This window comes from Alteromonas macleodii (assembly GCF_903772925.1).
Classification (GTDB): Bacteria; Pseudomonadota; Gammaproteobacteria; order Enterobacterales; family Alteromonadaceae; genus Alteromonas; species Alteromonas macleodii_A.
The window spans coordinates 3,373,124-3,392,334 of sequence record NZ_LR812090.1 but is presented as its reverse complement, the minus strand read 5'-3'; the positions used below and the strand labels follow the sequence as shown (position 1 = coordinate 3,392,334).

The window sequence follows — 19,211 nt, the reverse complement described above, 5'->3', positions numbered from 1 at the left end:
ATTTGCGGGTATACGTTTTAATTTAAAGAAGTGCTGACTACTTCAGCGCTTAACGCTTATTAATTAAGGTGGCACGCCTGAGATGAAGGACCCTAAAGCGCAGTCCCAACAGCTTGAATTCTTCGAAATTCCAAGCCCATGTATTGGCGTCTGCGAGTCTGGTCCAAGAGGGTTTTGTAAAGGCTGTTACAGAAGTCGAGATGAACGCCTCTATTGGCTTAAAGTTGATGACGCGACAAAACGAAAAATAATCAGTGCGTGTGTAAGACGTAAAAAAGCAGTAATGGCGAAGTTACGTAAAGTGCAAGAGCTTAAAAGTGAAGAGTCAACTGAACAGTTTTCTCTTTTCAATGAGCCGCCAGAAAAAAGTTAAAAAAGTTAGAGAATTTTTTGATGCCGTTAGATAAGTATGTTTCGTATGCCGCGAAATCGTTTACGTTACCCGATATATGCGTTCGCTTGCGTTCAACCCTAGATGATCCTCGTTCTAGTATCGAAGATATTGCTGTGTTAGTTAGTGCGGATCCTTCTCTGACTGCAAAAGTTTTACGGCTAGCCAACAGTTCACTTTTTCGTTTTCCCTCTCAAATCGCGTCTTTGACAAAAGCGATTAACGTAATTGGTGGCGAAGCGCTTTATAATTTAGTCATTGCTGAAACGGCAACCACTGCTTTTAAGCACTTCGATACATTGTTAATTGATTTAGACAAGCACTGGCATGCTTCTGTTTATTGCGGCATGGTGGCGAAGAGCTTAGCAATGCGACTTAATATTCGTGGCGCTGAACGGTTTTTTGTAATGGGAATCCTTCAGAATCTAAGTGAGCTCATTATCGCTAAGAAAGAACCTAAGCGTTATGACGATTACCGTCAGGCTCAAAAAAGCGAGTTGCCACATATCGAACAGTTAGCCCACTTCGGTTTTACGTTTGCACATTGTAGCGGTATCATATTGGAAAAGTGGCACTTGCCTATTGGTTTGTACTATCCGATATCATTTATGAACGAAGAAGCTAAGTACGCTTCTGATGTTGATATTTGTGTCCTTGCTCTTGCTAGTCGTATAACGCTTAGTCAACTTGATAAAGAAAGTTATGCTGACATTGAACTTTTTACGCCTGAGATAGCCAATACAGTAAGTCTCGATATGGAAGTGATAAGTAATTCAATTGAATATGCTGAACAAGAAACAGCAAAAATTGTCTCGCTTATTCACTAAGCTTTCAGTGCCTCAATGCTGTTACAGCGCTGATATACTGTAAAACACAGTAAAGCTTTCCCAGAGGATTGGTATTATAAGCGTCTCATTTAGACGTAATCTAATAACTAAAAAGCTCAACGTAAAATCAGATTATGTTCACAAAAATCTTCCGGCCACATGTAGTTGTAGGTGCTATTTGCATTGGTATGTGTTTCTCAGCACATGCAAGAGATCTTATTGAGACCCTTTATCACGCCGATTTTACTCCTGACGCCGATGACGAAATTCCCCGTTTTACATTAGATGGAGAACTAGGTGTTCTTCTCAATACAGGTAATACGTCTGCTGCAAGTGTGAAAGCGGCAGTGAATGCCGACCATGAAACCGAAAACTGGAGCAGTGTTTATTTTGCTGAGCTGCTCTATAAAGAAAGCGGTACGCCTACCACAGAGCGCGACATAAGCGCACAGCGCTTTTTTTCCAGCGCGCAATTCGACTATAAATTACTTACCCCTGGACGCCGTCTTTTTATGTACGGCGATTATGAAGATGATAAATTTACAGGGTATGAGCACCGAGCTTCATTAGCGGCAGGTTGGTCTCAGCGGGTTTGGCGAAACGAAGACAGTGAGTTTCGTTATAGTGTAGGGCCTGGTTATACCTTTATCGAAGCAGAAGAAGACAGCGATACCCTTGTTAATGACGGGGTAATAGTACGCGCATCAGCAGAGTACAAATATCACTGGAGTTCAGGTGCCAAACTACGTCAATTTGTAAGCACTGAGGCCGGTGAAGAAAATACCAAGTCCCGCTCTGAAACCTCGCTTTCAGCAAATGTATTCGGTTCATTAGCGATGAAGCTGTCGTTTATACTAAATCATGAAACCGACACCCCTGAAGATGTTGCGGCGTTAAGCACAGAGACATCTGTAGCATTGGTCTATCAGTTTTTTTAGTCAATTAGTGTAAATTTAGGGCTTAATATCGGCTTTTTACCGCGGGTGGATTGACTGAGAGCGTTGAAAATGTACACTGCGCACCATTGTTTGTAGCGTCAGCTTATTTTGTAACGCTATTTAGCAGACCTCTTTTAAAACTCGTGTTGTACCGCCTTGTAGTTCAAAAGGTGTCGTGTACAACGAATGGACCGATAATCAATAGGATTGTTCAATGAAAAAGCAAGTGCTTGCATCTTTAATTGCAATTTCTCTTTCTCCTGCCGTATTCGCTCAAGGTAAAGAAGTAAAACCTTTCACAATGGAAGGGGAGCTTGGCTTCATATCTACATCAGGTAACACTGAGACGACTTCAATCAGCGCGGGTATTACTGCGCACCAAGAGCTAGAAAATTGGAGCAATGACTACGCCCTTGAAGGTCTATACAAAAAAGAAACTACAGAAGATGATAATGGCGAAGACGTTGAGTACACATCTGCACAAAAATTCTTTGGCTCGGCGCAGGGTAACTATAAGCTAGAAAACCCTGATAACCGTCTATTTGCCTTCGCATCATATGAAGACGACCGCTTTAGCAACTTTAACTATCAAGCAACGGTAGCAGCGGGTTGGAACCAAAAAGTGCTAGAGAATGATCGCCACACTCTAGAATATTCAATTGGTCCTGGTTACTCGTTCATTGAAACACAAGAAGATGAAAATCTTGATAGCATGATTGTTCGTGCATCAACAGCGTATTCTTGGAAAATTTCTGACACTGCTAAATTCACGCAAACCGTGAGTACTGAAGTGGGTTCTGACAACACGAAGTCACGTGCTGAATCTGCTCTTACTGCTACCATTAGCGGAAACCTTTCTATGCGTCTTTCTTTCAAACTTGACCACAACACTAACGTTGATGAAGATGTAGAAAAACTTGATACAGAAACTGCTGTAAGCCTAGTTTACAACTTCTTCTAAACTTTGCTGAAGCGCCTTGACTGCTCAACTGTACGTTGAGGCGTTTTAATGTTTTGCTTAGGTAATTCTTTTCTGCGCCATAGTAGTGTTGGAACAGGCACGGAATAAAAGGGTTACTGAGTGAAACAAAAATACAGATACAAAAAACGCTGCATTGTTGCAGCGTTTTTTTAACTAAATATCAAGCAAGCGTTTGATTAAACGTTTGTTTAATGAAGGATTCTGGTCTTAATAGTGCCGTCAATTTGCTGAAGTTCCGCTAGTGCTTCATAGCCGCGATCTTCTTTAACATCCACTACCACATAACCAATTTCAGAGTTAGTTTGTAGATACTGAGCTTCAATGTTGATGTCTTTTTCCGCAAAAGCTTTGTTGATTTGCGTAAGAATACCTGGCTGGTTTTTGTGTACGTGAAGCAAACGCGAACGACCGGTGTGTTCAGGCAGTGATACTTCAGGGAAGTTAACCGCCGACAACGTAGAGCCGTTATCGCTGTATTTTGCTAACTTACCCGCTACTTCAATACCAATGTTCTCTTGCGCTTCCTGCGTGCTTCCGCCAACGTGTGGCGTAAGAATAACGTTGTCGAACGCGCGAAGCGGCGATTCAAACTCTTCAGTGTTAGACTTAGGCTCTACTGGGAAAACATCGATGGCAGCGCCGTTAAGATGGCCACTTTCCAGCGCCTTAGCCAGTGCGTCAATATCAACCACAGTACCGCGAGATGCGTTAATAAGAATGCTGCCTTTTTTCATTTGAGACAGTTCTTTTTCGCCAATCATATCTTGGGTTTGCGGCGTTTCGGGAACGTGTAGTGATACCACATCAGAGGTATTAAGTAGCTTTTCAAGCGACTTCACCTGAGCTGAGTTACCCAGCACTAGCTTGTCTTCGATATCGAAAAATTGAACACGCATACCAAGGTGCTCAGCTAGAATACTAAGTTGTGTACCTATGTGGCCATAGCCGATAATACCTAAGGTTTTTCCGCGAGCTTCGTACGAACCTACTGCGGTCTTTTCCCATTCACCGCGGTGAGCTTTGGCGTTTTTGCTAGGCACTTGACGAAGCAAAAGAATAATTTGCCCAAGAACAAGTTCTGCAACCGAGCGAGTATTAGAAAAAGGCGCGTTAAAAACGGGAATACCACGGCGCTGCGTAGCTTCAAGGTTAACCTGGTTAGTACCAATGCAGAAACAACCAATAGCAACAAGCTTTTGTGCCGCATCAACTACTTTCTCGGTAATCTGTGTGCGTGAACGAATACCAACAAAGTGGGCGTCTTTAATCTTCTCAATTAACTCATCTTCAGGAAGAGAGGTTTTGAGAAATTCAATGTTGCTATACCCATTGTTTTGTAGTGTTTCCAAAGCACTTTGGTGAACACCTTCCAACAACAAAATTCGGATTTTATCCTTCTCTAATGAAACTTTGCTCATGAACTCGCTATCTCTCGCTGATTTAATTGGGGTTGCTGGCAGTGCCAACCATAGGCTCTCATAAATTTTAAGTAGCTAACATCTAAAGATGCACTACCTTATTTGCAACAGAGCCTTGGTTTAGCGCCTGCTATCTAGCGTTTTAGTTACGCTAATTGCTTTAATAATAAAGGTTCATAACCTTAAGCAACATAAACATCTAGCTGTAAAATAGTGTTAATTAAGACATCTAGACGTCTAAACGGAAATTAACAGAAAACACGCTAAGTTAAAAGCAGTATTTTGCTTAGCTTTTCAACAAAACGCTGCGATACAGCCGGTTAAGTCGCCCATATCGCGTAGGCTCATTAAATAAGCTATTGGGCAATAAAGCTTATTGCGACGCAATACCAGCGAACAAGTGAATGACAGGTCGTTTTGGTGCGCTATTCGCCGTGTTTAACTTTTTAAGGGGCTATTACTTAAAGGTTTCAACACCATTGTCGGTTGCACTTAACACTACATCTGCGCCACGTAGCGCAAAAATACCGTTAGTTACTACGCCCGGAATATTATTGATTTTTTGCTCTAACTCACGTGGGTTTAGTATTTCAAGATTGTGGACATCTAAAATAACGTTACCGTTATCTGTCACAACGCCTTGTCTGTACTCGGGGTCGCCACCCAGTTTTACCAGTTCGCGAGCGACAAAAGAGCGAGCCATAGGAATAACTTCTACGGGAAGTGGGAAGTCACCTAAAACAGGCACGCGCTTACTTTCATCTACAATACAAACGAACGTGGTAGCGGCACCCGCGACAATCTTTTCGCGGGTCAGAGCTGCGCCGCCGCCTTTAATCATATGTTTGTGTTCAGTGACTTCGTCGGCACCGTCAATGTAAACTGAAAGGTTGCTAACTTCATTTAACTCGAAGACTTCGATGCCTAAGGCTTTCAAACGCTCGGTAGATGCCTCTGAACTTGAAACCGCGCCTTCAATTTTGTGTTTAATTTTGCCCAGTTCTTCTATGAAAAAATTAACAGTAGAGCCCGTACCCACACCGACAATACTGTCTGCTTCAACATAGTCGATGGCTGCTTTGGCTACGGCTTGCTTTTTTTCGTTCTGATCCATGGTTACTCTCCAACTTATTATGCTTGCAAGTGTAACTTATAAGTGAACATGAACCCATAAGTTCATAGGTTCAATTTGATATAGTGAAATTACGGTTTAGTGAATATAAGTGTGCGAGAAGGAGTCACTATAGCATCGAGCGGTACATCCCACGGCGCAGTGGGCAGGGCATTAACTTCTTGCACATCGTGAGCGATACCTACCAATTTTGGAGTATGCTGTTTCAAGGCTGATTGAGTATTTAACTTGCGTTGTGTAAAGCTTAAGGTGCGGTCGTAATAGCCGCCACCCATACCCAAGCGGTTTCCGTTTGTATCAAACCCCACTAGCGGCATAAGGATAACATCGCATTGTGTAACAGGTATGACGGCTTCACAGGACAATACAGGCTCTTCTATGTTGTATTTGTTATTAATTAACAAAGAATCGGGGGTATAAGATAAAAAAAGCAAGTGCCCTTTGCATACAGGGTGTAGCACAGGCAATGCGAATTTTTTGTGCAAGTGCTGCCAGGTTGATTCAATGTAGTATTTTAAGTTTACTTCGCCATCGTTAACCAAGTACCCGGCTACAGTAGTTGCGCTCTTAACAAAGGGGAGGGTGTTTAGCTGGGCCGCGATGCACTGTGCCGCGTCTTCACGCTGTTCGTCAGGTAAACTACGGCGCGCTTCGCGAAGCTTTTTGCGAAGTTGGGCTCTAGCTTTCTGTTTTTCTGGTGAAACGCTTACTTGCATATTGGGCTACCTTGCATGGCGTGAAGGGCCGTTAGTGATTCTTCTGCCCTAAATAGTGATTCAGCACGCGCACCAGCTCAATATTGTCTATGGGTTTGGTTAGCACGTCATCAAGACCTCGCTCTCGCAAATACTCTGACTCAGTGATCACGTCAGCGGTTAATGCTACAACAGGTAAGCTTGGCTTATAAGCTTTTATCTGTGCTGTCGCTTCGTCGCCTTGAATGCCGGGTAAGTTAAGGTCCATTAGCACTAAGTCAACAGGGTTAGCTCTAGCGTATTCAACCCCCTCCTCACCTGTGCTTACCACAGAAAGCGCCACACCTAATTTTTCAAACAAGGTTTGAATAACCACCTGGTTTATATAGTGGTCTTCAACGACTAATACATTTGCAGATTTATCAATGTTAACTTGTGCTACAAAGCTCTGTGGTTGTGCCTCAACGAACTGATTCGCACTTAGCGCGTCGGCGGGCAGGGTTACGCTTATGCGGGTACCGTGATTTAATTTACTGCTAACTTTAATCGTCCCATCCATAAGCTCGATAAGACGCCTGGATATATTTAAGCCTAAGCCAGTTCCACTAATCTCTTGAGCGTTACCCATCCGTTCGAAAGGCTCAAAGAGTCGCTTTTGATCATCTTCGCTAATACCAATGCCTTCATCTATGACATTGAATATAACTTTTCCACCCTTGTATTTTACTTGCGCTTTTACAGATTTACCTTTATTGGTAAATTTAATGGCGTTCGAGAGCAAGTTCAGTGCAACCTGTCCAAACTTTGTGTCGTCAAAAAATAGCGAGTCGGGCACCGAACTATCAATGCTGGTGGAAAATGTAATACCGCTGTCCTCGGCGCGAATCTTAGTTAACGAAAACAGATGTGTAAAGAAGTCGCTTGTACTCACCGCCCGTGCCATTACGCGCATTTTACCGGCTTCTATTTGCTTTATATCTAATACCGAATTTACAATTTCTAGTAACCGTTCACCGCTTTGGCTTACATGTGAAAGCGGATTGGTAAATGACGGGGGTAAGTCTAACTTTTTAGCTTCGCCTTCAAGAAGACGGCTGAACGTGTTTATAGCGTTAAGTGGTGTTCTGATTTCGTGGCTAACGTAGGACAGGAAATCAGACTTGAATTGGCTAGTACGTTCAAGTTCTCGGTTTTTCCGCTTTAGCTCTAAATGTGCTACCACTGATTTACTTAATGTCTGCAACGACGTCTTTTGTGCTTCAGTTAAAGTTCTAGGCTTGCGGTCGATGGCGCAAAGCGTACCAATAGCGTGGCCTGAGGGAGTAATGAGTGGCGCACCTGCATAAAAGCGTATATCTGGCGAACCAGTTACTAAAGGGTTGTCATGGAATCGCGGGTCTAGCGTGGCGTTAGGGATTTCAAACACTTCTTCTTGCAAAATAGCGTGGGAGCAAAAGGCTATTTCGCGAGATGTTTCTTCAGCATCTAGACCAACGCGAGACTTGAACCACTGCCTGTCAGGGTCAATAAGACTAATAAGTGCAATGGGGGTTTCGCATATTTGAGAAGCTAACGTGGTAAGGTCGTCGAAAAGCTGCTCCGCTTCAGTATCAAGGACATCGTAGCTGAGTAGTTCGGCAAGACGTTCATCTTCATTTTCAGGGAGTGCAGCTGCTTCCATCTATATTAACCTAACGCAGAAATAAAAAAGGGACTGTATATTCACAATCCCTTAAACATATCACAGTGCGTAGGTGTCTACGAATAGTTGTTCCAGTTTTTGATGGTCAACTTTAGTTGCCACTTTAATGGTATTAGCTTCGTTCCAAAGTGGGCTAGGTGTTGTACCAGTTGGTGCAACCACCGTTTGGCCTCTGTCCAGCGTGCCAGTACCAACGCGAACGTGGCCTTCAGTTAGTTCAAATAGCTCTGGGTGACGAAGGTGAGCAATTGGGAATGCATCGTGGAAGAAACATACACGGTCTTCACGGTTTTGCGAGTAAAAGTCCATGTAGAACTGAGCACTTTCCTTCACAAAGCCACCGAGGGTATTGTTTTTCTCTTCAAGTTTTTCAACAAAAGCTGGCGAGAATGGCGTGAAGTTCGTCACGTCCAAACCAAACATAGTCAATTCCCAGTCTGCCGCAAATACGATTTCTGCCGCGTGGGCATCATTCCAAATGTTTGCTTCTGCTACAGGCGTAACGTTGCCAGGTACAAACGCAGCGCCACCCATGATGCTAACGCCTTTAACCAGCTTAGGTAGCTCAGGCTCAAGACGAAGGGCTAGGGCTAAATTGCCCAATGGACCAATTGCCACTAATGTAATTTCGCCTGGGTACTTACGCGCCATGTCTACGATAAACTGCGCAGAGCTGCGTGGGTCTAGTTCCGTCTTAGGCGCTTCAGGTTTTATATGACCAAAACCGTGTTCGCCGTGCACAAAGTGTGCATAGGTAGACTCAGGGCCTACCCACGGCATGCCTACGCCTTTGGTTACAGGAATGTCTTTACCGGCAATTTCACAAAGGGTAAGCGCATTTTGCGCAGCCATTGTTACCGGAACGTTCCCGTAAACTGTGGTTAAACCAAGTACTTCAATGTCTGGAGATTGGAAAGCGAAAAAAATCGCCATTGCATCATCAATCCCCGGATCCGTATCTAATATGATCTTATGTGCCATCAAATTTTCTCAGTGCGTCTTGCTAGTTGGCGTGTTTCGCTAAGAAACGATCCACTTCTTTTTGTGTTGGAATACTCTGTGCTGCGCCTTCACGAGTTACTGCAATCGCTGAGGCGGCACAGCCACGACGCAACGCCTGTTTAGCATCGGTGTGGTTACTGTAGGCAGATAAGAAATAACCGATAAAGGTATCGCCTGCCGCAGTTGTATCAACTGCATCTACAGAAAAAGCGTTTACTTCTATGACGTCGTCTTTACGAAGCATCATTACGCCTGCTTTACCCAGTGTAATGATAACTTCGCAGTGTGACCATTGTTCTTTGAACACTGTCACAATATCTTCAAATTCTTCTTTGCCAGTTATTGCTGCCGCTTCTGTTTCATTAACAATAAGCAAATCGACGCATTCCAGTGGTAGCTGTTTAACCGACTCGCTCATAGGAGCAGGGTTAAAGGCAACCTTTAACTGTTTTTCCTTCGCTTGGCGAAGTACTTCTTCGATGCTGCTTGTTTCGTTTTGGGTTAGTACCCAGTCTGAAGGGCGTGTATCGTCTAGCGCTTGCATTACCGTTTTTGCTGTAATGGTTTGGTTAGCACCACCAAAAAGCACAATGGCATTTTCGCCGCTAGGCGTGACTTGAATGATAGCGTGACCAGAAGGAACTTCTGAACACTTAACACCACGGCAATCTACCCCTTTTTTGATAAGGGCTTGCTTGAAAGAGGCGTCGTTTTCGTGAATGCTGCCGACGTGACGTACGTCTGCACCTGCTTGCGCTAAAGCAATCGACTGGTTTGCTCCCTTACCACCTAGTAGTGTTTGGTAATGGGTTGAGGCCAACGTTTCTCCAGGTTGCACAAAGTGATCTACCTGATAAACGTGGTCAATATTTATAGAGCCAAAATTTATTATTGCCATTTCTTCTTCCGTCGAAAGAGGGCGCTTCCCAGAATGCCGCTGTCCATGTTTCGCCCGTGAACCGAAAAGTTCAGGGCGGAAGAATCACAATTGCCGTAGGCTTCTCGATACGCGTCGAGCTTGCACAATAGCAGCTGTTTCAACTTCCTAGGTTTAAAGCATCGGCCAGGGACATGAATGAACTAGCAAACATCCCAGGAAACATTGTTGTTGTATTAACGCAACAGGGTATAACAAACGCGAGATCCAGTGAAGAGGATCACCTAACGCGCTTTATAACTATTTTTGCGTGGTGAATATAAAAGCGGTAAAAAAATACTATTTTCTTGACCAATTGGTCAGCAATTATACACGCATATAAGATAAGCTCAATAATAACCAAACAGCTAATTTAGTTACAAACTTACAAGACTTTTAAATACTGCTGCGAGAGGAATTCCGTATCCAACAATGGTGATCTTAGATTAATTATGCGTTCGTTGCTAGGGATAGCAGCGCTCATTTCGTTAAATTAACGCCAATTCGCGGTTGTTTGAACAGTCAGTAAACAATGTATGGGTTCGTTGTACAAAGTATAATCTTTACTATAAATGCACTGTTCAAACACTGCACGGTAAATTGCCAAAAGTGGGCTTTGTATATTGATTTTTGCTAGTATTAACGCCATCACGGAGTAACGGCCGAAATCAAAAAGGGCTGTGAAAACTCAACTCATCTTAAATAAAGAGAACGAATCGTGGAAAAACAGCTCGATTACGATAGCGTAACTAATAAATTGTCACAGCAAGGTATCATTGTAGATGCGGCAGAAGTACACGGCATTCTAACCGGAATGCTCTGTGGTGGCATGTCGCTTACCGATCAAAAGTGGCTTGAAGCCCTTAGCGAAACCATCAACCAAGGTGATGCGTTCAGCGACCAAACACAACACCTTCTCAATACGCTTTTCAATCAAACCTGCCAGCAGTTATTAGAGCCTGAATTTGCGCTTAGCTTGTTGCTTCCAGAAGACCAAGCGCCTATTAACGACCGCGGCGCTGCGCTAATAAACTGGGTGCAGGGTTTTATGCTTGGTTTCGGTTTACATCAGCAGGACCTTGTGCAGTGTTCTGACGATGTTAAAGAAGCGCTTGAAGACTTCTCAGATATTTCTCGTATGGAAGAGCCGATGGATGCTGATGAAGAATCTGAAAAAGCGCTCTTTGAAGTAGAAGAATACGTGAAAATCTCAGCTATTTTATGCTTCAGTGAACTTGGTCAATCACTTCTTGATGATCAACAAGACACGCCATCCGTACACTAGTACTTAGGGAAAGTTAAAAGTAGCAGCTGTTTAAGCGGCTCACTTCACAGTGAATTAGTTAGGGTTTTCTAGTTTATGATTAGCGCTCAAGAGTTTATTGCCAGACAAGACAGGCTATTGGCGCAGTGCCAACCAAACAGTGTATGTATAGTACCTGCCGCTGGGCTGGTAACGCGAAGCCGAGATACCGAATATATCTTCAGGCAAGACAGCGACTTTTGGTATTTAACGGGGTTTGAAGAGCCTGATGCATGGTTAATATTGTCTAATCATCCTCGCTACGGCGAGAGCTATCGTGCAATGGTAGTTCAGGAAAAAGACAAAAGCGCTGAAATTTGGCACGGTAAGCGCCTTGGTGCTGAAGCTGCGCTCTCTCGCTTTAGCCTAGATGAAGCGTTTGAAACACATGAATTAGAAGAAGCTTTGTTGGCGTCCATTCAAGGGCAAGACAATGTTTACTTCGCTTTAGGTCATAACCAAAGTCACGACCGATTATTTACTGAAGCTTTAAATACTTTGCGTGAAGCGCCAAAAGAATCATTAGCGCCTTGCGCGGTACACGATTTACGCCCCCAACTGCATGAAATGCGACTGTTTAAGTCTGCCTGTGAAGTGGCAATGATGAAAGCGGCGGGGGAAATCAGTGCCCGAGCCCACAAACGCGCTATGCAGTTTGCTTCTCCTGGCTGCTTTGAATATCAACTAGAAGCCGAAATTCACCATGAGTTTGCTATGGCTGGCGCGCGTTCGCCTGCGTACAGCACTATTGTAGGAAGCGGTGACAATGCCTGTATTTTGCATTACACGCAAAACAGCGCGCAGGTTAGTGACGGTGATTTGATCTTGATCGACGCAGGCGCAGAATATCAAGGCTATGCTGCGGACATTACCCGAACATTTCCTGCAAACGGTAAGTTTAGTCACGCCCAGCGTGAAATTTACAGTGTTGTATTGAAAGCGCAAAAAAGTGTATTGGATATGTTAGCGCCCGGTGTCACGCTTTCTGAGGCAATGCTACACAGCGCAGAAATTATTACTGAAGGTTTAGTTGACCTTGGTGTATTAGAAGGTAGTGTGGCAGAAAACTTAGAGAACGAAAGCTGGCGCCAGTTCTATATGCACGGGTTAGGTCACTTCTTGGGGCTAGATGTGCACGACGTAGGTAACTACAAAATAGACGGCCAAGACCGACCATTAAAGCCAGGAATGGTTATAACGGTAGAGCCGGGTATTTATATCAGTCAAGACAGTGCAGCACCCGATAAATACAAGGGTATAGGTGTTCGCATAGAAGATGACGTGGTCATCACAGCATCGGGTGTGGATATTTTGACATCCGACGTGCCTAAAGAGATTGACGAAATCGAATCACTAATGGCGAAAAACTAAAACAATAAAAAGCGCTAAAGCTAGAGCGACGGGAAGACAAATATAGTGGAATCGGCAGCGGTTGATGTAGTTATTATCGGTGGTGGGATTGTAGGAACCGTGCTTGCTAAAGCGCTTGGTGAAAACATTTCTATTGAAACGCCCGAAGGTAAAAAATGCGGATTAAGTGTTGCACTTATTGATGCTGCAGACCCAAAAGAAACGGCACCCTCTCACAATGATTTCAACCCGTTTACCGATAAACGAGTTATTGCGTTAGCAAGACGTACGGTTAACGAACTAGCTGAGGTTGGTTTAAGCCTTGACGACTTAGCCAAGCAGCACAACGGCGAACTGCCTCCTAAAATAAAGCAGATAGAAGTGAGTGATAAGGGCCACCTCGGCCTTTTAATTCTGCATAGCCAAGATTATCACATCGACGCGTTTGGCCAGGTGGTAAGTTTAAGCGCGCTAACGCGCCTTGCTGCAAATGCGAGTACTGCGTATCAACATATAGCGCCAGCAAAAGTGACCGGTGTTGAGCAGCACCGTGACAATGTAGACGTGTTGCTAGATAGCGGGGATGTGATAACCACTAAGCTACTGATACTTGCAGATGGTGGGCGTTCAGGTTTAGCCGAGCGTGTGGGTATTGCCAAAACAGTCAGTGATTATCACCAAACCGCCATCGTATTTAACGTGCATACGCAAATGCCTCATGAAAACAAAGCGTACGAACGCTTTACTGATTCTGGCCCCCTTGCTTTTCTACCCTTTGATAGTGAAATTAACGGCGTAAAAGCAAATGGCAATGGTTTTTCAGTGGTATGGACGTTGGAAACACAAGCCGCTAAAGCACTTATGGAAATGGATAAAGCGTCGTTTGTTAACGTGCTTCAACAAGCTTTCGGTTATCGTCAGGGCAAAATATTAAGAGTGAGTAATACGGCTAGCTATCCATTGGCACTTACTAAAGCCCAGCAAGTTACCAGCCACCGAACGGTAGTGGTGGGGAACGCTGCGCAAGCGCTACATCCTATAGCGGGGCAGGGGTTCAACTTGGGCTTACGCGATTTGAGTGCACTCGTTTCTGTACTGAAAAGTGCTGTATCTCTGCTCTCTATGTCGCCAATTTCGAAGCAAGGCAGCAATCAAGAAACACAAGCGAAAGGTGGTGCTGACCACTTTGACGCTGGGGCATTTAATATCGTTCAGGGCTATGCGAACCAGCGTAAGAAAGACCGAGACAACACGATTGCGCTTACCGATACCCTAGTGCGAACTTTCTCCAACCAGTATTTTCCTACCGTCATAGGCCGAAACGTTTCCTTACTTGCATTAAGTATGATGCCGCAAGCGAAGAAAACCTTCGTAAAGCACACAACAGGTTATGGCGTAACACCACACGGAAATAGAGATAACAATGCAGCATGTTGATATAGCAATAGTGGGCGGTGGAATTGTAGGGTTAACCCTAGCCGCAGCGTTAAAAGACAGTGAACTAAATATAGCGGTTATTGATAAGACGCCTTGTTATCAGGTGCTTGCAGATAAGCCAACGGCGCGTGTTAGCGCAATCAATCAGGCTAATATTAAAGCGCTGCAACAGTTTGGGGTGTGGCCTCATTTGCAGCAAGACCGCGCCAACCCGTACACCGCTATGCATGTGTGGGACAAAGACAGTTTTGGTGATATACATTTTTCATGTGACGAAATGGGTAGCGATACACTGGGCATGATTGTAGAGAACCAAGCCTTAGTGAATGCACTGTCTAAAGCTGTGGAATCGCAGCCTAATGTAGAGTTGATTACTGCGGGTATTCAAAGGGTACTTGCTGGCCCTAATCAAACCATGCTGATGCTAGACAACGATGACGTGCTAAGTTGCAGATTGCTTGTTGGCGCAGACGGCGCTAACTCTTTTGTAAGAAAGCAGGCTGGCCTGCCGATTACCTTTAAAGATTATGAGCATACGGCCATAGTCGCTAATATCAAAACCGACGAGCCACACAACAATGTGGCACGCCAAGCGTTTACGCCAACTGGCCCACTTGCGTTACTTCCAATGGCCGAACCGAATGTCTGTTCAATTGTGTGGTCGCAAACGCCGGAGCAAGCAAGCGCGCTAATGGCACTGGATGACGACGCTTTTTGTCACGCTTTAACTGCCGCAAGTAATAGTGTTCTAGGCACTATAGCGCTTGAAACCGAGCGTACCACGTTTCCATTAACCATGCGCTATGCAAGGCAATGGGCCAAAGATGGGGTAGTGCTGGTGGGCGATGCAGCGCATACTATTCACCCGCTAGCTGGGCAAGGAGCAAATCTGGGAATGCAAGACGCACTAGCGCTGGCTGAATCACTAAGTAGCCTGAGTGCTGCCGGTAAAGACATAGGTTTATATAAGCACCTGCGCAGCTACGAGCGAAGCCGTAAAACAGAAGCCACGAAAATGATAGCAGCAATGGATGGCTTCAAATTCTTATTCGACGGCAACGACCCCCTCAAAAAACTAGTACGCGGCATAGGGCTTTCAGCCACCGACAAACTCACAACTATCAAAAACGCTTTCGTCAGCCACGCCATGGGTCTTTAAACCCCATTCTTGCGTTCTTGGCATTGAGATAGTCAGCGGTAAAGGATACTCTTCGGTATCCTTTTTTATTTCTACCAATGGCTTATGTTTACTTTCTTGTGCAAACCTTATCGCGCCTTTTCCTTTGCATGCGCAGCGTCTCTACTTATTTCTACTTTACTTACTGGTTCGGCGAATGCTGACGTCACTACTTCCAGTTTGACCTCGGTTGAGCCTTCGTCGGCTAAAGCAAAAAACGTAGAGATGTCACTGAATAACGCTTCTATCGATTTAGATGTTTATCGTGAGCATGTAAAAACACTAGCAAGTGATGAGTTCGAAGGGCGAGGGCCGTTATCAAAAGGCGAGAAGAAAACCGTAGAATACTTGGTATCAGAGTATAAAAAATTAGGGCTAAAACCAGCTTTTGGTGACAGCTATACGCAAGCTGTGCCGCTCGCGAAAATTACACCTAGCAATATGAGTTCATTAAACATTGGCGACCTTTCTTTTGAAGCGGGAAATGAGTTTACTGCACGAACACAACGTATAGTAAGTGAATACTCACTCACTGATAGTGATTTGATTTTTGTGGGGTACGGTATAAATGCGCCCGAGTATAACTGGAATGATTACGCCGGCCTTGATGTAAAAGGTAAAACGGTCGTGATGCTGGTAAACGACCCAGGTTTTGCTTCTAAAGATCCAAATTTGTTTCAAGGCAATGCCATGACCTATTATGGTCGTTGGACTTACAAATACGAAGAAGCCGCTAGGCAAGGCGCAGAAGCTGTTTTCATTGTTCACGAAACCATGCCTGCTGGCTACGGCTGGGGCGTTGTTGAAAACTCAAATTCTAATACTAAGTTTAGCCTAGTCGATGACAACAATAATGCGTCACAAGTAGGCGTAATGGGGTGGCTTCATCTTAACGCTGCCAGGGAGCTTTTTGAAAAAGCAGGCTTAGATTACGGCGAGCTTAAAAGAAAAGCATCCAAGCCTGGCTTTATACCTATCTCCTTAGACACCTCAGCATTTCTGAAGTTCGACAATGCTATTGAGCATGCTGAATCGCAGAATGTTGCCGGTATTTTAGAAGGCACCTCAAAGCCAGAAGAGTGGGTAATGCTGCACGCTCATTGGGACCACCTTGGTAAAGTAGAGAAGAACGGCAAGACTACTATTTACAATGGTGCGGTAGATAATGCGTCTGGCACAGCGGGAGTGCTAACGCTGGCAGATGCGCTTTCAAAGAACAAAGAAGGCTTTTCGCGTACGCTAATGTTTAGCGCGTTTACCGCAGAGGAAACAGGGCTGTTGGGCGCTGATTATTTTGCAAATAACCCACCTGTACCTACTAAGAACATGGTAGCGTTTTTAAATATCGACGGCATGAATGTAAACGATGATGTTGATTATATCTTGCAGTATGGCGAAGGCTATTTATCTATTGAAGATGATTTAGCGACGGCAGCAGCGCTACAGGGGCGAACCGTTAAGATGGACCCGCGCCCTCAAAATGGCCTGTTCTTCCGCTCTGATCATTTCGCACTCGCAAAACAGGGCGTGCCCTCTATTTTGTTTATGAGCTTAGGCGATACCGACCCAAGTTTTATCGCCAAGCGCTACCATAAAGCCGATGATGACTATCTTCCAAGCTGGACCTTAGGTGGCGTAAAACAAGACCTATCTCTTATTGGGACCATGCTTACTCATTATGCTCAAGGTGATATATGGCCTTATTGGAAGCGCGAAAGTGACTTCAAAGCAAAGCGTCTACAGGCGTTATCTAGAAGCGAAACCACTACCAAATAAAAACGCTTAAACGGCAGCTAGTAAAATGACTTTAAAGGTAAAGCGACGCTAATGAGTTGGGTCTTATTCACATTGGGCGCGGTAATCATGCAAACCGTGCGTAATGCGCTGCAAAGCAAATTAAGTAGTGCCGTTAATACCTCTGGTGTTACGTTATCACGCTTTATCTTGGCCCCGCCCATAGCCCTTGTTTATTTGCTTATGCTCTATAGCAGTAGTGCCAGCCAGCTGCCGCAATTTACGGGCTCATTTATCACAGTGATCTTGTGTGCTTCACTGCTTCAAATAGCGGCCACTTCTTTAATGGTGATTTTGTTTAAGCAAAAGAACTTCGCTATTGGAGCAGGCTTGGCAAAAAGTGAAGCTTTAGTGGCGGGTGTGGTAGGCATGCTCTTTTTTGGCAGTTACTTAACGCCCCTTGGTTGGATAGGAATAGTCATAGGCGGTGTCGCTGTATTTGTATTAAGCAGTGGTAACAGGCTTCAAGGCATTAGTTTGAAAACCATGGTTATCGGTCTAGCTTGCGGTACCTGTTTTGCTCTCACGTCATTGCTAGTGCGCGAGGCTATCCATATGCTCAACATTCAGCATACAGTAGCCGCAGCTTGGGTTCTATTATGGGTGCTATGCGTTCAGGCGGTAGCTTTAAGTGGCTATATTGCGCTAACCAAACCCTTCGTGTTTAAGCAACTAGTGAGCGCTAAAAAGCAGGTGCTAGCTATAAGTACAGTAAGCTGTTTAGGCTCTATATGCTGGTTTACCGCAATGGCGCTACAACATGTGGCGCTAGTGAAAACGCTTGGGCAACTAGAGGTTTTACTCACTTTAGTACTCTCACATTTCTGGCTAAAAAACGCTGTTACAAAACGCGAAATTATTGGGCTGCTCTTAATCGGCGCTGCCGCTATTATGGTGATGTGGGCTTGATTTTCTGTGATTTATCCTTTTTTTCGCTCAGCTTTCAAAGGCCCAAAAAACAGACATTCTGTGTGGAGATAATGAAGTTTTGAAATATATATTTGGTTTTTTGATTGTCTCAGCGATAAGCGCTTGCAGCACAATTTCAACGAATGACAGTGCAACGGAATATAACACTGCCATTAAAGCAAGTGAAAGCAGCGTAGAGCCTGCATTTCAACTTATTACATTAGGCGATACTGGTGGTATTAAAGACGGCAATTTGAGCGCATTTCTACTGCGAAGTTTAGAAGAGGAACGCTACGTTGCTTTAGACGCAGGAAGCATAGTTAATGGTATTGATGTTGCGTTGAAAGAAGGGGCTTTTGATAGTTTAAAAAGCAAGCCCGACGATAACCTGCGAGCCAACGGCAATGTACTGCATAACCACGTTGCTGCATACCTCATTAGCCATGGTCACCTAGATCATGTAGCCGGGTTACTCATAGCTTCACCAGATGACAACAATAAACCCATCTATGCCCTAAAGTCAGTAAACGACATCATGGGGGCGACCTATTTCAATTGGCAGGCATGGGCAAACTTTACCAATCGAGGAATGGAGCCAAAGCTAAATAAATACGATGTTGTCGACTTGGCTCCGCAACATACCACTGCTATTGAAGGCACCAATTTAACGGTAACGCCTTTTAGTTTAAGTCACCCCTTAGAATCGACGGCTTTCGTTATTGAAAGTGACAACGATATGTTTGTTTATTTCGGTGATACTGGCCCGGACGATGTCGAGAAAGAAGGCAAGCTGGGCGTAATATGGCGCTATCTAGCACAGCAAATGCGAAAGAAGACTTTAAGAGGTATGGTTATTGAGGTGTCGTTTGATAACAGTCGCCCTGACAATTTGTTATTCGGACACCTTACGCCTAAGTGGTTAATACAAGAGCTGACTCGCTTTTACGAACTAGTCGAAGATAAAAGTCAGGTTTCAGACATAAACATCGTGATAAGCCACATCAAATACAGTTTAAAAGCAGGAGAAAACCCACGCTCTGTTATATCAAAAGAGCTAAAGCAGGCTAATAAATTAGGCTTTAATTTTATACTAGCCACACAAGGTCAGTCGCTTATCTTCTAATTGCCTTTAACAATAGTGAAGTAAGTAAACATCTGAGTAATCAAACTGTTATATATACTTTCGTCGAGTTTATCTATTAAGTGATTAAATTCTGTATAGGTAATCTCTCAAAATT

At 44.3% G+C, this 19,211-nt stretch carries 17 protein-coding genes and 1 other RNA gene; 11 read left to right on the top strand and 7 right to left on the bottom strand.

Going from position 1 to position 19,211, the window contains the following annotated elements; translation table 11 throughout:
• Positions 1-82: 82 nt before the first annotated feature.
• The 4 genes from PCAR9_RS14610 to PCAR9_RS14595 all read left to right on the top strand — a co-directional run bounded on the left by PCAR9_RS14610 (position 83) and on the right by PCAR9_RS14595 (position 3,117).
• Positions 83-373 (top strand): DUF1289 domain-containing protein, encoded by a 291-nt coding sequence (locus PCAR9_RS14610; RefSeq protein WP_179984235.1) that lies wholly within the window; start codon positions 83-85, stop codon positions 371-373.
• 20 nt (positions 374-393) lie between these two features.
• Positions 394-1,218, top strand: a complete 825-nt coding sequence (locus PCAR9_RS14605; protein WP_179984234.1) for an HDOD domain-containing protein — start codon at positions 394-396, stop codon at positions 1,216-1,218.
• A gap of 134 nt (positions 1,219-1,352) precedes the next feature.
• On the top strand, positions 1,353-2,156 hold the full coding sequence (locus tag PCAR9_RS14600; RefSeq protein ID WP_179984233.1) for a DUF481 domain-containing protein: 804 nt from the start codon (positions 1,353-1,355) through the stop codon (positions 2,154-2,156).
• A gap of 214 nt (positions 2,157-2,370) precedes the next feature.
• Positions 2,371-3,117 (top strand): DUF481 domain-containing protein, encoded by a 747-nt coding sequence (locus tag PCAR9_RS14595; protein WP_179984232.1) that lies wholly within the window; start codon positions 2,371-2,373, stop codon positions 3,115-3,117.
• A 209-nt stretch (positions 3,118-3,326) separates the two neighbouring features.
• Here PCAR9_RS14595 and serA read toward each other — a convergent pair whose 3' ends face one another.
• From serA to ssrS, 7 genes are all read right to left on the bottom strand, one after another.
• Positions 3,327-4,556, bottom strand: a complete 1,230-nt coding sequence (gene serA, locus PCAR9_RS14590) for a phosphoglycerate dehydrogenase (protein ID WP_179984231.1) — start codon at positions 4,554-4,556, stop codon at positions 3,327-3,329.
• A gap of 457 nt (positions 4,557-5,013) precedes the next feature.
• Entirely contained in the window at positions 5,014-5,670 is a 657-nt protein-coding gene (gene rpiA, locus PCAR9_RS14585; protein WP_179984230.1) for a ribose-5-phosphate isomerase RpiA, read from the bottom strand.
• A gap of 89 nt (positions 5,671-5,759) precedes the next feature.
• Positions 5,760-6,404, bottom strand: a complete 645-nt coding sequence (locus PCAR9_RS14580; protein ID WP_179984229.1) for a 5-formyltetrahydrofolate cyclo-ligase — start codon at positions 6,402-6,404, stop codon at positions 5,760-5,762.
• A 31-nt stretch (positions 6,405-6,435) separates the two neighbouring features.
• Positions 6,436-8,064: an ATP-binding protein gene (locus tag PCAR9_RS14575; RefSeq protein WP_179984228.1), complete on the bottom strand. Its 1,629-nt coding sequence runs from the start codon at positions 8,062-8,064 to the stop codon at positions 6,436-6,438.
• A 60-nt stretch (positions 8,065-8,124) separates the two neighbouring features.
• A complete protein-coding gene (locus PCAR9_RS14570; protein WP_179984227.1) occupies positions 8,125-9,066 on the bottom strand; it encodes a nucleoside hydrolase in 942 nt (313 codons plus the stop codon).
• A gap of 22 nt (positions 9,067-9,088) precedes the next feature.
• Complete coding sequence (locus tag PCAR9_RS14565) at positions 9,089-9,985, bottom strand: ribokinase (RefSeq protein WP_179984226.1); 897 nt, start codon at positions 9,983-9,985, stop codon at positions 9,089-9,091.
• A gap of 21 nt (positions 9,986-10,006) precedes the next feature.
• Positions 10,007-10,189: non-coding RNA, 6S RNA (gene ssrS, locus PCAR9_RS14560), on the bottom strand.
• A gap of 532 nt (positions 10,190-10,721) precedes the next feature.
• Here ssrS and PCAR9_RS14555 point away from each other — a divergent pair.
• The 7 genes from PCAR9_RS14555 to PCAR9_RS14525 all read left to right on the top strand — a co-directional run bounded on the left by PCAR9_RS14555 (position 10,722) and on the right by PCAR9_RS14525 (position 19,096).
• A complete protein-coding gene (locus tag PCAR9_RS14555; RefSeq protein WP_179984225.1) occupies positions 10,722-11,288 on the top strand; it encodes a UPF0149 family protein in 567 nt (188 codons plus the stop codon).
• Positions 11,289-11,363: 75 nt separating this feature from the next.
• A complete protein-coding gene (gene pepP / locus PCAR9_RS14550) occupies positions 11,364-12,677 on the top strand; it encodes a Xaa-Pro aminopeptidase (protein WP_179984224.1) in 1,314 nt (437 codons plus the stop codon).
• 42 nt (positions 12,678-12,719) lie between these two features.
• Positions 12,720-14,093 (top strand): FAD-dependent monooxygenase, encoded by a 1,374-nt coding sequence (locus PCAR9_RS14545; protein ID WP_179985247.1) that lies wholly within the window; start codon positions 12,720-12,722, stop codon positions 14,091-14,093.
• Positions 14,080-15,252 (top strand): FAD-dependent monooxygenase, encoded by a 1,173-nt coding sequence (locus PCAR9_RS14540; RefSeq protein ID WP_179984223.1) that lies wholly within the window; start codon positions 14,080-14,082, stop codon positions 15,250-15,252. The genes PCAR9_RS14545 and PCAR9_RS14540 overlap by 14 nt, the downstream gene beginning before the upstream one ends.
• Positions 15,253-15,495: 243 nt before the next feature.
• Complete coding sequence (locus PCAR9_RS14535; RefSeq protein ID WP_179985246.1) at positions 15,496-17,046, top strand: M28 family metallopeptidase; 1,551 nt, start codon at positions 15,496-15,498, stop codon at positions 17,044-17,046.
• A gap of 51 nt (positions 17,047-17,097) precedes the next feature.
• The gene (locus PCAR9_RS14530; protein ID WP_179984222.1) at positions 17,098-17,973 is read left to right on the top strand and encodes an EamA family transporter; all 876 of its coding nucleotides are present in this window, start codon (positions 17,098-17,100) and stop codon (positions 17,971-17,973) included.
• A 133-nt stretch (positions 17,974-18,106) separates the two neighbouring features.
• Positions 18,107-19,096, top strand: a complete 990-nt coding sequence (locus tag PCAR9_RS14525; protein ID WP_420000793.1) for an MBL fold metallo-hydrolase — start codon at positions 18,107-18,109, stop codon at positions 19,094-19,096.
• Positions 19,097-19,211 lie beyond the last annotated feature (115 nt).